The 13401-nt window shown below is 53.9% G+C and carries 13 protein-coding genes; 9 read left to right on the top strand and 4 right to left on the bottom strand.

What is annotated here, in order from left to right:
- Positions 1-44 precede the first annotated feature (44 nt).
- Positions 45-1898: an asparagine synthase (glutamine-hydrolyzing) gene (asnB, locus tag G340_RS0101690; protein ID WP_020071920.1), complete on the top strand. Its 1854-nt coding sequence runs from the start codon at positions 45-47 to the stop codon at positions 1896-1898.
- Between the two features lie 102 nt (positions 1899-2000).
- Here asnB and G340_RS0101685 read toward each other — a convergent pair whose 3' ends face one another.
- Entirely contained in the window at positions 2001-2447 is a 447-nt protein-coding gene (locus tag G340_RS0101685; protein ID WP_020071919.1) for a hypothetical protein, read from the bottom strand.
- Positions 2448-2689: 242 nt separating this feature from the next.
- Between G340_RS0101685 and G340_RS0101680 the strand changes: the two genes are divergently transcribed.
- On the top strand, positions 2690-3358 hold the full coding sequence (locus G340_RS0101680) for a DUF421 domain-containing protein (RefSeq protein ID WP_326522294.1): 669 nt from the start codon (positions 2690-2692) through the stop codon (positions 3356-3358).
- Complete coding sequence (locus G340_RS0101675) at positions 3355-3735, top strand: DUF4363 family protein (protein WP_020071917.1); 381 nt, start codon at positions 3355-3357, stop codon at positions 3733-3735. Before G340_RS0101680 ends, G340_RS0101675 begins: the two co-directional genes overlap by 4 nt.
- 207 nt (positions 3736-3942) lie before the next feature.
- Here the strand turns inward: G340_RS0101675 and G340_RS0101665 are convergent, their stop codons facing one another.
- Together G340_RS0101665 and G340_RS0101660 are read right to left on the bottom strand one after the other, a co-directional pair.
- A complete protein-coding gene (locus tag G340_RS0101665) occupies positions 3943-4872 on the bottom strand; it encodes a fumarylacetoacetate hydrolase family protein (RefSeq protein ID WP_020071915.1) in 930 nt (309 codons plus the stop codon).
- Positions 4873-5086: 214 nt separating this feature from the next.
- Positions 5087-6289: a pyridoxal phosphate-dependent aminotransferase gene (locus G340_RS0101660; protein ID WP_407635349.1), complete on the bottom strand. Its 1203-nt coding sequence runs from the start codon at positions 6287-6289 to the stop codon at positions 5087-5089.
- A gap of 213 nt (positions 6290-6502) precedes the next feature.
- On the opposite strand from G340_RS0101660, the gene G340_RS0101655 reads away from it, so the two are divergent.
- On the top strand, positions 6503-7498 hold the full coding sequence (locus G340_RS0101655) for a LysR family transcriptional regulator (protein WP_020071913.1): 996 nt from the start codon (positions 6503-6505) through the stop codon (positions 7496-7498).
- On the opposite strand, the gene G340_RS0101650 is transcribed toward G340_RS0101655, so the two are convergent.
- The gene (locus tag G340_RS0101650) at positions 7495-8286 is read right to left on the bottom strand and encodes an SDR family oxidoreductase (protein WP_326522293.1); all 792 of its coding nucleotides are present in this window, start codon (positions 8284-8286) and stop codon (positions 7495-7497) included. The genes G340_RS0101655 and G340_RS0101650 overlap by 4 nt on opposite strands.
- Positions 8287-9004: 718 nt before the next feature.
- Here G340_RS0101650 and G340_RS0101640 point away from each other — a divergent pair.
- Genes G340_RS0101640 through G340_RS0101620 form a run of 5 tightly spaced genes read left to right on the top strand, consistent with a single transcriptional unit; the run spans position 9005 to position 13144 of the window.
- Positions 9005-9757 carry an amino acid ABC transporter ATP-binding protein gene (locus G340_RS0101640; RefSeq protein ID WP_020071910.1) on the top strand — a complete coding sequence of 251 codons (753 nt, stop codon included), beginning with the start codon at positions 9005-9007 and terminating at the stop codon, positions 9755-9757.
- A gap of 57 nt (positions 9758-9814) precedes the next feature.
- A complete protein-coding gene (locus G340_RS0101635) occupies positions 9815-10678 on the top strand; it encodes a transporter substrate-binding domain-containing protein (RefSeq protein ID WP_020071909.1) in 864 nt (287 codons plus the stop codon).
- A 36-nt stretch (positions 10679-10714) separates the two neighbouring features.
- Complete coding sequence (locus G340_RS0101630) at positions 10715-11419, top strand: amino acid ABC transporter permease (protein ID WP_020071908.1); 705 nt, start codon at positions 10715-10717, stop codon at positions 11417-11419.
- Complete coding sequence (locus G340_RS0101625; protein ID WP_020071907.1) at positions 11419-12105, top strand: amino acid ABC transporter permease; 687 nt, start codon at positions 11419-11421, stop codon at positions 12103-12105. Before G340_RS0101630 ends, G340_RS0101625 begins: the two co-directional genes overlap by 1 nt.
- A 7-nt stretch (positions 12106-12112) precedes the next feature.
- Positions 12113-13144 (top strand): uroporphyrinogen decarboxylase family protein, encoded by a 1032-nt coding sequence (locus tag G340_RS0101620; protein ID WP_020071906.1) that lies wholly within the window; start codon positions 12113-12115, stop codon positions 13142-13144.
- Positions 13145-13401 lie beyond the last annotated feature (257 nt).

Genomic DNA, 13401 nt, shown 5'->3' with positions numbered 1-13401 from the left:
GCAAAAGACAAAAAACGATGCTGTTACAGAAATGAGGGAATGCTATGTGTGGAATTGCGGGATTTTGCGATTATCACGACACACTGACAGAAGAAGCCCCGCTGTGGGGCGCGCTGGCCAAACGGATGGGCAACCGACTCAGGCACCGGGGCCCGGATGACGCTGGAGTACATGTTTCGAGCCATGCGGCGTTTGCCCATGCGCGGCTTGCGGTCGTCGACATTGAGGGCGGGCGCCAGCCCATGACCCGTGTGCAGGACGGATATCGCTATACGATCACCTACAACGGTGAGCTGTACAATACGGAAGAGCTGCGGCAAGAGCTGCGCCTTTTGGGCTGCCAGTTCCAGTCGCACAGCGACACCGAGGTGCTGCTTTACTGCTATATTCACTTCGGGCCGTTCTGCGCGGAAAAGCTCAACGGAATCTACGCGTTTGCAATCGACGACGAGCGGCGGAACTGCACCTTTTTGTGCCGCGACCGTTTTGGCGTAAAGCCGTTGTTTTATACCACAGTAAACGACCGCCTGGTATTCGGCTCCGAAATGAAGGCTCTGTTCGAGTACCCGGGCATCAATCCCGTGCTGGACAAAACAAGCCTGTGCGAGCTGTTCGGCCTGGGGCCCGCCAGAACGGCGGGGTGCGGTGTGTTTCAGGGAATCCGGGAGCTAAAGCCCGGCTATTCCGCCGTGTTCAACCGCGAGGGGCTGCGCGCGTATCCGTATTTTGAGCTGGAAAGCTACGAACACCCCGACAGCTACGAAGATACCGTGCTGCGCGTGCGCGAGCTGCTGGCAGACACCGTGAGCCGTCAGCTGATTTCGGATGTGCCCCTGTGCACCTTTCTTTCCGGCGGGCTGGATTCAAGCATCATCACGGCGCTGGCCGCTGTCCAGTACAAAAACGAGGGCCGGCTTCTCGACACCTATTCCTTTGACTATAAGAATAATGAAAAGTATTTCAAGCCGACGGCGTTCCAGCCGGATGAGGACCGCCCCTGGGTAGACCGCATGATTGAGGAGTTCGGAACGCAGCACCGTTTTTTGGAGTGCGATACCGAAACGCTGGCAGACTGCCTGTACGACGCGGTAATCGCGAAGGATTTGCCCGGCATGGCCGATGTGGATTCTTCTCTGCTGCACTTCTGCTCGCAGGTGAAAGCGGGCCACGTGGTCGCTTTGTCCGGCGAATGTTCCGATGAAATTTTTGGCGGATATCCCTGGTTCCATAAAAAAGAAGCCTTTGAGGGCAAAACCTTCCCATGGTCTCCCGATCTGAGCATCCGCAAGTCGCTGATTAAACCCGAAATCCTCCGTGAGCTGGGCCTTGACGAATATGTGGATCGCCGCTACACCGAATCCGTCGAGGCCACGCCGCGCCTTGCGGGCGAAAGCGCCGAGGAGCGCCGCCGCAGAGAGATCAGCTACCTGAACATTCACTGGTTCATGTCCACGCTGCTCGACCGCAAAGACCGCTGCAGCATGGCCAGCGGGCTGGAGGTTCGCGTACCCTACGCCGATCACCGGTTGGTGCAGTATGTGTTCAACACTCCCTGGGAATACAAAACCCACGGCGGCGTAACAAAAGGGCTGCTGCGGGACGCGGCCAAAGACTGGCTGCCCGAAGATATTCTGATGCGCAAAAAAAGCCCATACCCCAAAACGCACAATCCGTCCTATGAGGCGCTGGTGCGCCACCGCCTGACCAGAATCATGGAGGATCCGGTTGAACCAATCCACCAGCTGATCGACGACGGCGCCGTAAGGGCGCTGCTGGCCGAAAAGTCCGACTACGGCAAGCCGTGGTTCGGGCAGCTGATGGCCGGCCCGCAGCTGATGGCCTATCTGCTTCAGATCAATTTCTGGCTTAAGCGTTACGACATCAGCATTCAGCTTTGACGCAGCCGGCAAAAGCCTCTATGAAGCGATATGCTTCATAAGGAATAACAGCGGGGTCTGCGGAATCACTTGATTCCGCAGACCCCGCTCATTGCTGCGGTGTTACAAAGAGCAAATTTCATCTCTGTGCTCAAGTAAAAATTCTCTTTGCCACTCGTACAGCTTCTGCTCGTTTTTCATAATCCATTCGTCAATGGAAGACGATTCATCGATCCATTCACGGGGATAGTTAAAATTTCCAATGAATTGAGGAGACTGATAGGCATGGATACCCAGACAAAACATACGGTATAGCTCTTTCCACGAATCGCCGGATAAATATTGTGCTGTTAATTGTAATTCCCGCATGTCTTCCATTTCATAATAAGTCCATACCCCGCTTCGCAGAGAGGTTCCGAACCATTGAGAGATTGTACTGTAGATCCGAAGACAATCGGGAAGATCGTCCTTTCTCATTTGAAGGGTCTCCAGCAGGAAATCAGCATCCACTTGGTAGAAAGCACACCTATCTGTTGTTTCCAGTTTTTGATATAATTTTGCAAACTCCATATGGTTCTCCATTGCTGACATAAATAGATATAAGCACAGTGTAGCATCCGGCCGGATGCAGTGTCAAGCGTTTGCTGTATTCATACCGGCAATGCGGCAGACAAACAGATTTTCAGAATGGTGCGCGTATATTCAGGTGTTTGAAAGCGCGCCTTTTCCGTCTTTTGGACAAGCTGCGCTGCCGTATAAAACAGGTGCGGAAGGCCAAAATAGATGCTAGGTGATAAAAAATGATCATTTCTTTGATTCGGACGTTTCTGTTGTATCTTGTCATCATATTTGCCGTCAGATTGATGGGCAAGCGCCAGATCAGTGAGCTGCAAACGTCGGAGCTGGTGGTGACGCTTCTCATTTCAGACATTGCATCCATCCCGATGCAGAACACGGGCCAGCCCCTGGTCAGCGGGCTGGTGCCTATTTTTATGCTGGTTGCGATTGAAATCATTCTGTCTGTCTTAATGCTGAAAAGCGGCCGTTTCCGCAAGGTGATCTGCGGGCGGCCGATCGTTGTCATCAATGACGGGAAAATTCAGCAGAACGAGCTGCGCCGCCTGCGCATGACGACCGAAGATTTATTTGAAGACCTGCGCCAGAACAGCATTGTTTCCATTTCAGACGTAGCCTATGCCATTGTGGAAACAAACGGCAAACTGAGCGTGATCAAAAAGCCCGGCAAGGAATCCGTCACGCCGGATATGCTCCAGCTGGTGGTTCCCGATACGGGAATCGAAACCGTTGTGATCAGCGACGGCGTGATTTCCGAAACCTCCGCCAAGCTGTGCAAAAAATCCGTCGCGTGGGTAGAAGGCGTGCTGAAAGGCAAAAATCTGACCGCCGACCAGGTATTCCTGATGACCGCGAACACGGCGGGGGATTTTCAAATCATTAAAAAGGAAGGGAAAACACAATGAATCGTATCTGGGCAGCGCTGGCGATTCTGGTAATCCTTTTCGGGGGCAGTTTCTGGGGAATGAATGAGGTGTCGCGCATGACTACCGAGGTTACTGAAATGCTGGTACAGGTTCAGGACACCATGGACAGCGGGGATACCGAGCAATCCAGAGCGCTGATTCAGCAGGTGGTCAATACCTGGCACGGGTATCATCATTTGATGTCTTATTTTATTCCTCATGAACGTCTTGAAACAGTCAGCCAGACGCTTTCCACCACACAGTCTTTTTTAAAGAGCGGAACCGAGGACGAAGCGCGGGCGGAGTGCAACCGCGCGCTGAATCAGCTCCACACACTAATGGATACCGAAATGCCGTACATGAACAACATCTTATGAATTCGGGGTGCAAAGCGCTCTCAGCCGCCGCGGCCCTGCTGCCGCGCACGGCGCTGGGGCTCTTTTGCATCGCTGTTTGCCGGTATGCTTTCCGGGCAGTAAAAAACCTCCTGTCGTAGGTTCATTCTACAGCAGGAGGTTTTTTTGTACCCGTTTTTCAAAAAGGAGTCCGCGGCCTTCATTCTACAACTTTACACAGCAGCCTTTTCACTGTCCGTTTTGATGGGGATCATCCGCCGGTTTACACAGCTTTAAGTCCACCACCGGGTTAACCAGCGGCTCCATGGAAAATCCGTTCGGGCCATGGATGCGGCACTCGATGGTGTCGCCGTCTTCAATGTGCACGGCCCGCGGCGTTCCGGTGGAGAGGATGTCTCCCGGCAGCCAGCCCTGCAGGTGAGACACCAGCGAAACCAGACGCGCCGGCTTATGGGTCATGTTGTTGACAATATTCTTCGCGTGAACCTCACCGTTGTGCACGGTCTGAACCTCGAGCTGCAAAACGTCGTCCACCTCGTCGGGAGTGACGAGCTGGGGGCCGAAGCTGAAAAAGGTATCAAAGCCCTTCACGAGCGTGAGAAAGCGCGGGTTCTGGCGCAGAATGGATTCCTCGGTCATGTCGAGAATCGTGGTGTAGCCGACGATATAGTCCATCCAGTGCTCTTCGTCGATGAATTTGCATTTTTTGCCGAGAATGATGCCCAGCTCGGCCTCGCCGGTGGTTTTCTGCGCTTCGGGCAGGGCGGGGATGCACACGTCGTCCCCCGGGCCCACAATGCTGGAAGCCGGCTTATAGAAGCTGCCCGGGAAGCCGACCGGGGCGTTTTCGCCCAGATCGCCCGCGTGATCCACATAGTTCAGGCCGATTCCGAAAATGCGGGGTGGGTTGCGGTACAGCGGGGCGTATACTGCCTCATCGGCGGGGACAACCCCCGGAATGCGTTCGAGTTCTTCTTTTCCGCCTGCATTGTACCAGGCGGTGAGGCCGGGAACCTGCTCCGCGCAGATCAGGTCATACAGCTCGGTTTTCCACGCGGTGCCCTTCCACTGATTGATGCGGAAAACCGGCAGGGCTCCCTTCGAGGTGACTACGGCGGCAACCTCCTGTTCCTCCAGACGAATGGTTACAAATCTCATGTTCTGTCTTCCTTTCCCATATTGAATTGCAGCTTTGCGGCCGCGATTTTCTTTCAGATAGAGCCCGTCTTATTCTATCGACGAAAATTATTTTCGTTTTTGGCTCTCATTGGATGGTGCGGATACAGTCGTTTTTCTGCGCTTTTGGCGGCGTTTCGGGCGGCGCTGCAAAGACCCCGCCCGGGCAAAAACGGTTCTTTGGCACTTTTGGCTTTTATCCGCGCAGCTCTTCTACCGCTCTGCGCAGGCGCTCGCAGCCCTCGATGATATTTTCGTAGCTGTTCGCAAAGGACATCCGCAGATAGCCCTCGCCGCCGGGGCCGAACACATCGCCGGGAACCATCGCAATTTTCGCGTGATCGAGCAGGTAATCCGCGAGCCGCGCGGAGGACACGCCGAGCTTCTTCGCGTTGATGAAGATATAGAACGCGCCCTTTGGGGTTTGGCAGCTCAGGCCGGGGATCCCGTTGATCGCACGCACCGCATAGTCCCGGCGGCGGCTGTATTCCGCCACCATCCTTTCCACCTCGTCGGTTTCGTCGCGCAGTGCGGTGATTGAGGCCGTCTGCACAAACGACGGCGCACAGGTGGTGTTGTGCTGATGAATCTTATTCAGCACGGCAATGTACTCCTCGGGCGCCGCCACGTAGCCAAGGCGCCAGCCCGTCATGGAATACGCCTTGGAAAGGCCGTTCATCGTGAAGGTGCGCTCCTTCATTCCCGGCAGAGACGCAATGGAAATGTGGCGCTCACCGTCAAACACCAGGCGCTCATACACTTCATCCGCAATGACCATCAGGTCGTTTTCAATGGCGATTTCCGCAAGGCCGCGCAGGGTTTCTTCCGAAAGAACGCCGCCGGTCGGGTTGTTCGGGGAAATCAGCACGAGCGCCTTCGTCTTGCCGGTCACCTTAGAACGAACCTCGGCCAGGTCAATCTGGAACCCGGTTTCTTCCTTGAGCCCAAAGCTGACCGGTACCGCACCCAGCAGGCGGGGAACATTTTTGTAGTTGATCCACACCGGATCGGGCACCAGAATTTCATCCCCCTCGTCTAAAATGGAGCAGAGAACGTCGAACACGGCTTCGGAAAGCCCGACCGTCACAAGAATCTCTGTGGGCTTGTAATCGATATGGTTCTGCTTTCTGAGCTTTTCCGCAATCGCGGTGCGCAGCTCCATGGAGCCGAAGTTCGAGGTGTAGAACACATCTCCCGCTTCCAGACTCTTTTCGCAGGCCTTTTTAATGTATTCCGGCGTATCAAAATCCGGGCGGCCGATCTCAAAGTGGAGAACCTTTTCTCCGGCCCGCTCCATGGCCAGCGCCTTCTCATTCACCTTGCGAATTCCGGAGGGCTCCAGCATATCCATGCGGGCGGCAATTTTTTTGTTCATCCCGATCATCCTCTCATCAGTCATGTTACAGTTACGTTTCCTGAAGCAAGCGGCCGATTTCTTTCCCGTCTGCGGCGGGGGGAGAAGTCCGCTGCGCCTGCGCCTAATGATTTTACAGTGAAATTGACTATCTCTTTGTTAGATTTTGTTTTATAATGGAGCAGAGAAAGCAGCCGGCTTGCCGCCGTTCTGCCGCCCGCCGCCTCACGGCGGATTGATTCAAAGGAGCGAAGCGCCATGATGCCTTACATGAAGTACGTTTACGCCGTTTACCAGGAACGCAGCTTTTCCAAAGCGGCCCGCAAGCTGTACGTCTCTCAGCCCTGGCTGAGCTCCGCCGTGAAAAAGGCGGAGCAGGAGCTGCAAACCCCTTTGTTTAACCGCAGTACCAACCCGATCAGCCTGACGGACGCCGGGCAGTATTATATTGAGCAGGTTGAGAAGATCATGGCGATTGAAGAAGAAATGCAGCGGCATTTTGAAACGATGGCTCATTCCCTCGAAACCCAGCTGCGCATCGGCAGCTCCATGTTTTTCTGCACCTATGTGCTGCCCAATATGCTGGCGGAATTCCGCGAGAAGTACCCCCATGTCGTCGTCACTTTTTCCGAGGGCAGCAGCCCCATGCTGACCGAACGCCTGCTGGAGGACAAGCTGGATTTTCTTCTGGAGGCGGAAGGCCCCGATAAAAACCTGCTCCACTCCATACCGTGGGCGACAGAGGAAATCATTCTGGCGGTTCCGGCCGAGTTTGAAATCAACGGCCGGCTGAAAGAGTTCGGCTACACCTTCGACGAATTTTTACTGCGCCGCGAGAAAGGGCGCCGAAAGCCGCCGGTTCCCCTCTCGGCGTTTTCTGAGGAAGAATTCATTATGCTGACGCCGGGGAATGATATTTACAAGAGGAGCATTGCCATTTGCAAAAACGCCGACTTTGTTCCCAAAACCTCTTTATACCTCACGCAGATGATGACCGCCTATTACCTGGTTTGTGAGGGGAGGGGCGTTTCGTTTCTGCGCTCTACCATTCCCGAATATGTGACGCATACGGACAAGGTGATTTTTTACCAGCTCGACGATCCGCTTGCCACGCGGAACATCTTTCTCTCATACCGCAAAAAACAGTCGAGCGAGGTGCAGAAAAAGCTGATCGCCTTTATGAAGAACCAGACGCTGGCCCCCAAAAAGGCAGACTCCGGCGTGCTGTTCGGCGGCGCGTCGGATGAGTTCTAAAACGCCTTGACCATGCCGCCGTCTGCCAGCACGGTCTGCCCGGTGATAAAGGTGTTGGCCTCGGAGCAAAGGAACGCCGCGAGCCTTCCGTATTCCTCCGGCTTGCCGTAGCGGCCCAGGGGGATGGTTTGGCAGGTCTGCCGCTGCAATTCCTCCACGGTGATCCCCAGCTTCTGCGCGCGGATGGCGTCGAGCTGGTCGATTCTGGCTGTGCCGATGCGGCCGGGGCCGATCACATTGACCAGAATGTGATCCTTGCCCAGCTCCTGCGAAAGCGTTTTCGCAAGGCCCATCACGCCCATGCGGAAGGTGTTGGACAGGATCAGGTTATCCAGCACCGCCTTCACGGAGGACGAGGTGGAGCAGAGAATGCGCCCGCCGCCGTTTTGGCGCATGGAGGGCAGAACCGCGCGGATGGTGCGGATGTACGAGAGCAGGCAGAGCTCGTAGGCGTCCTGCCAGTCCTGATCGGAAAATGCGTCGAATACGCCGGGCTTCGGGCCGCCCGTATTGTTGACCAAAGCGAAGATCGGGCCGCATTTTTCCACGGTTGCTTGAACCAGATTCTCAATGTCCTGCGCATTGGTGATGCTGCCGGTAAAGAATTCCGGCTGATTGCCGGTTTCCTTTGCGATTTCAGCCTGTGCCTCCCTGAGCTGCTCTTCAAACGGACTGAACAGCATTACCTTCGCACCCTCCCGGCACAGCTCCAGCGCAATCGCTTTCCCCAGCCCGCTGCTGGAAGCCATGACCAGCGCTCCTTTTCCCTTGAGCCCGAGTTCCATCATCCATCTCTCCTTTTCGTATTGGTTTCATATCGTTTCTTTGGACATCTCCGTGCAAAAACCACCGCTCTGTCTCAAAACGCTTCGGCGGTTCCGTGCTGCCCGGATCGGTTCGTTTTCCCTTCTTTATCATATCAGGGATCAAACGCGCCGTAAAATACGTAACACTGTATAAAACTATTCTCTTTGAAATATGAGCTTCACAAAAAAGATGCGCTTTTTCACCGCGAACCGTTTCTGAAAACAATTTTGCAACGGTACGATAAAAGCATCCGAAAAAACAAGAAATGCGCTTTGATCTGGCATGGCAGCCAGATCAAAGCGCATTTTTGCGCACTGTTTTTCGGTAGATGCATGTTACAGCAGCCCCGTCGGCGTGAAAACGAAAAACCGAATCCGGTCCTTTGTTTTACGCTTCCTCCAGTTTGAAAGAAAGGCGGGAACAGACGAGCCGTCGAAAAAGCGCCTCGGTGTCGTCGCGGCCCGGGCTTCTGATCCTCTTTTCTTCTGACGCAACCTATGAATGTAACCAAAAAATTATAAAACATACATGTATTTTAGAAAAACTTGAATAAAAAATCTTTTTTTGTGAAAAAAGTGTTGACTTATTGCGGTGCGCAACGTATTCTTTATTAAACAAAGCATCTTAACCATATAAGATTAGTATGTTTTAGTGCGGTGCTAAAGTGAAAAATCCGGAGTTGTGGAAGGAGGAGCAGTCATGATTGTCATAGAAAATATTCGCAAATCCTTTGCTTCCAAAGAGATTTTGAAAGGCATCCATCTGACGGTGGAGCAGGGCGATGTGGCGGTGATTATCGGGCCAAGCGGAACGGGCAAGACCACGCTGCTGCGATGTATGAATGGCCTGGAGAAGGCCGACGAGGGAAGTATTACGATCGATCAGGTTCACTACGATTATAAAAAATCTTCCAAAAAGCAGCTTCTGGCGTTGCGCAGAAAAACGGCCATGGTGTTTCAGCACTACAACCTGTTCAAAAATAAAACGGCTCTGGAGAACATCACGGAGGGCCTCATTACCGTGCAGAAGGTTCCCAAAGCGGACGCGATTTTAACGGCGAAACAGCAGCTGAAAAGCGTCGGGCTGGAGGGAAAGGAGGACTCGTACCCCAATCAGCTTTCCGGCGGCCAGCAGCAGCGGGTCGGGATCGCCAGGGCCCTTGCCATGAATCCCTCTGTTATCCTTTTTGACGAACCCACGTCTTCGCTCGACCCCGAGCTGGTGGGAGAAGTCCTTTCGGTGATGAAGCAGGTGGCGAGCAGAGGGATCACGATGGTGGTGGTCACCCACGAAATGAGCTTTGCCCAGACCATCGCCAACAAAGTGATCTTCATGGACGGCGGAACTATCGTGGAGCAGGGGCCGCCCCGAGAAGTTTTTCTTTCGCCCAAAGAAGCGGCAACAAAACGGTTTTTAGATTGTATCTATCAGCCTTTTGTTTATCAAATATAATCATTCTTTCAAAAACAGAAAAACATGTGGCTTCCACACAAATCAGGAGGAGAATTTATGAAAACGAAACTGTTTGGTTCTGTATTGGCGGCGGCGCTGTTCGCAGGGGTGCTGTCCGGCTGCGCATCCAACCAAAGCGCGGGCGCCAACGCGTCTGCCGCTCAAAGCGCAGGGGAGCCTTCCGCGGCAGCTCAGGTAAAAACCGTAAATGTGGCGCTGGAATCCGGCTCCAAGCCCCTGAGCTTTGAAAATGATAAGGGCGAAAAGGTCGGCTATGAGGTCGACGTGCTCAAGGCGGTGGATGAGCTGATCCCCGACTACAATTTCAATGTCGAACTGGTGGAGAGCGACGCCACCCAGATCGGCCTGGAGACCGGCAAGTATGTGCTGATCGGCGGCGGCCTGTATAAGACCCCCGAAAGAGAGCAAAAATACCTGATCCCCAACGCGATCAACGGCGTCAGCCTGATCAACATTTATGTCAATGAAGACGACAATTCCATTAAAAGCCTCGACGATCTGGTAGGCAAAAAGCTGGTTCCCTCCACCCCCAACGGCGGCATTTTCAACCTGCTGACCGCCTATAACAAAGAGCATCCCGACAAGCAGATCACGATTACCACCGGTGAAGGCATTTCTGTTGCGGACCGTTTCAAGTCTGTCAGCGACAAGCAATACGACGCTTTGGTGCTGCCAAACAACCTGGGCTTTACAGAGATCAAGAAAGAGCTGGGCCTGAAGGTTAAGGCTGTGAACCCTCCCGTAAAGATCAACGGCACGTATTTTGCCCTGGCCAAGGATCAGACCGATCTTTCCGCAAAGGTGGAGCAGGCGCTGAAGACCCTGCGTGAAAACGGCACTTTGTCAAAGCTCTCCGAAACCTGGTACGGAGAAGACACCATCAAATACTTTACCGAATAACAGAGCTTTTACCGGAAAGGAGTGACACCTGCGGCCATGGGAATTGATTTTTCTTACGTTCTGAAAGTCATTGACCGAATCAGCGGAGCGATCCCGTATACCCTGTTGATCATTGTGATTTCGGGCAGCTTTGGGATTTTGTTGGCGGCAGGCATCGCTGCAATCCGCATCAGAAAATGGAAGGTGCTTTCCCCGCTGGCAGATGTTTATGTATCCTTCTTTCGCAGCACGCCTCCTTTGATCCATATTTTTCTGGTCTATTACGGCCTGCCGCTGCTCCTGCGCGAATTCGGCATCGATGCCGACGACTGGAGCAAGACCATTTACGTCTCTCTGGCCCTGATTCTGTTCAACGGCGCCTACATGTCGGAATACCTGCGTCCGGCCTATCTGGCGGTGGATCGCGGGCAGCACGACGCGGCGGACAGCATTGGGATGACCGGCTTTACGAAGCTGCGCAGGATTATTCTGCCCCAGATGCTGCCCATTGCGTGGCCCAATCTGGAGAACGCCTTTGTAGAGCTGGTCAAAGATACCTCCGTGCTGTTCGTGATCGGGCTGACGGATATTATGGGAATGGCGAAGAAGATTATTTCCAACGATTACGGCGTAAAAAAGCTGGAGGTATACCTGGCGGCGGCCGCCATTTACTGGTGCATCACGTTTGCGGTAAGCAAGCTCTGCCAGCTGCTTGAAAAGAAGATTATGATTGGCAATCCAACGGAAAAGCGGGTGGGATAATGTTGAGCGGAACAGTCATTCTGGAAGATATGCGGTTTATCCTCTCCGTGGTTCCCTTTACCCTTGGAACGGCGCTGATCGTTTTGATTTTCGGCATTCTGCTGGGCTTTGTGGTGGCGGCGGTGCGAATCCGCCAGATTCCGGTGGCGAAACAGATTGCCCGGGTTTTTATGGATTACACGAGGGGAATCCCGCTAGTCATCCATTTGTATTTGGCGTATTTTATTCTGCCCATGGCGATCGACGGCATCTGCCGCGCGCTCGGAATCGAGCAGAGCGTGAAGGTATCGCCGCTTGCCGTGCTGGTGGTGGCCTATGCCTTCTATATTTCGGTGGGGCAGTCGGAGAATATTCGCGGCGCGTTTTACTCCATCGACCCCGGGCAGTGGGACGCCGCCTATGCCAGCGGCATGACCGGGCTTCAGGCGCTGCTTCGGATCATTGTGCCGCAGGGAGTCACGGTGGTGGTACCTGTGTTTTTCAATACCTTTTTGGGCGTTATCAAGGGGCTTTCCCTTGCTTTTACCATTGGTGTGGCAGATATTTTGTCCCAAGCAAAGCTGGCTTCAGCTCAAAACGCGCATTACCTGGAGGCTTATATTGCGGCGGCGCTGATCTATTGGGCGCTGTGCGGCTTGCTGGATGTGGTGTTCAGCCGAATTGAGCTGGCATTTAAGAAATGGTAGGTGTATTATGAATAAGTTTGAGCGAATTCAGGCAGCGCTGAAAGGGCAGGAGGTGGATAAGATTCCGCTGAATGTCTGGATGCATTTTTCCGCCGTGGATCAGGACCCCAGAAGTCTGGCGGAAACGCAGGTCGCCTTTGCGCAAAAGTACGACTTCGATTTCATTAAGCTGATGCCCTTTGGGCTGTACGGCGTTCAGGATTACGGCGTGAAGGTGAAAATCTTCAACCGCGTGAATTTTCCGCCGATTGTGGATGACTACGGCATTCACCGAATCAGCGACTGGGAGCGGATTGAGCCGCTGCCGGCCATTTATGGCTCTTACGGCAAGCAGCTTCAGGCGGCCCGGCACACGATTCTTCTGGCGAAGAAAGAGTTCCCGGTGATCCAGACGATTTTCAGCCCTCTGACCACGGCCAGAAAGCTGGCCGGGGATCGGATTCTGCTGGATATGAAGGAGAACCCGCGCCTGTTCAAGCAGGCGCTGCAGGCCCTGACGGAAACTACCATTCACTTTGTAAAAGCCAACATCGAGGCGGGGGTGGACGGCTTTTTCTTTGCCACCCAATGCGCCAATTTCGATTTCCTGACCGAGGAGCAGTACCGCGAATTCGGGGAATTCTACGACCGTCAGGTCATCGCCGCATATCAGGAGGAAACCTTTTTCAACGTGGCGCACCTGCATGGGGACAACGGAATGTTCCGGCTGATTGCGGATTACCCCGTCAACTGCATCAACTGGCACGACCGGTGGAGCAGTCCGACTCTGGCGGAGGCACGGAAGATAACAGATAAGTGCCTGCTGGGTGGAATCCGCGAAACCCCTTATTATAATGAAAACGGGGAAAAAATTCGCGAAAGCCTTCTGGTCTCCGGTTCCGTGGCCGAGGTAGAGCAGCATGTGCAGGAGGCGATCGCCGCCGCCGGAGACAGGGGCCTGATCATCGGGCCGGGATGTGTTGCGGATCAGGATCTGCCGGAAAAAAATCTGTATGCGCTCTGCCGGGCAGTCTACCGGGTCGCCGCGCTGGCAGGATAATTTAGTGAAAACGTTCCGCAGTCAACGCGGAACGTTTTTTGTCAATGTAGAACCCGTCGGCCCAGCGGACGGCGATATCCGATGCGGCCTTTTCGGCGTAGTCCGCTACTCCCGGCATATCAATGCGGTTTGTATTTGATTTGCCGGGATTTTTTATGGTATACTTACTTATCGCAGGGGATGAAAAGGGCAAAAGAGTATGCGGCAGAGGGGCTCCCCGCCCCGGTTTTTGCCGTTCGTGCGGTTCTGAGGATGAA

Origin of the sequence: Faecalispora sporosphaeroides DSM 1294 (assembly GCA_000383295.1) — a bacterium.
Taxonomy (GTDB): domain Bacteria; phylum Bacillota; class Clostridia; order Oscillospirales; family Acutalibacteraceae; genus Faecalispora; species Faecalispora sporosphaeroides.
The sequence above is the reverse complement of the archived record's forward strand: the minus strand, read 5'-3'. Positions and strand labels throughout refer to the sequence as shown.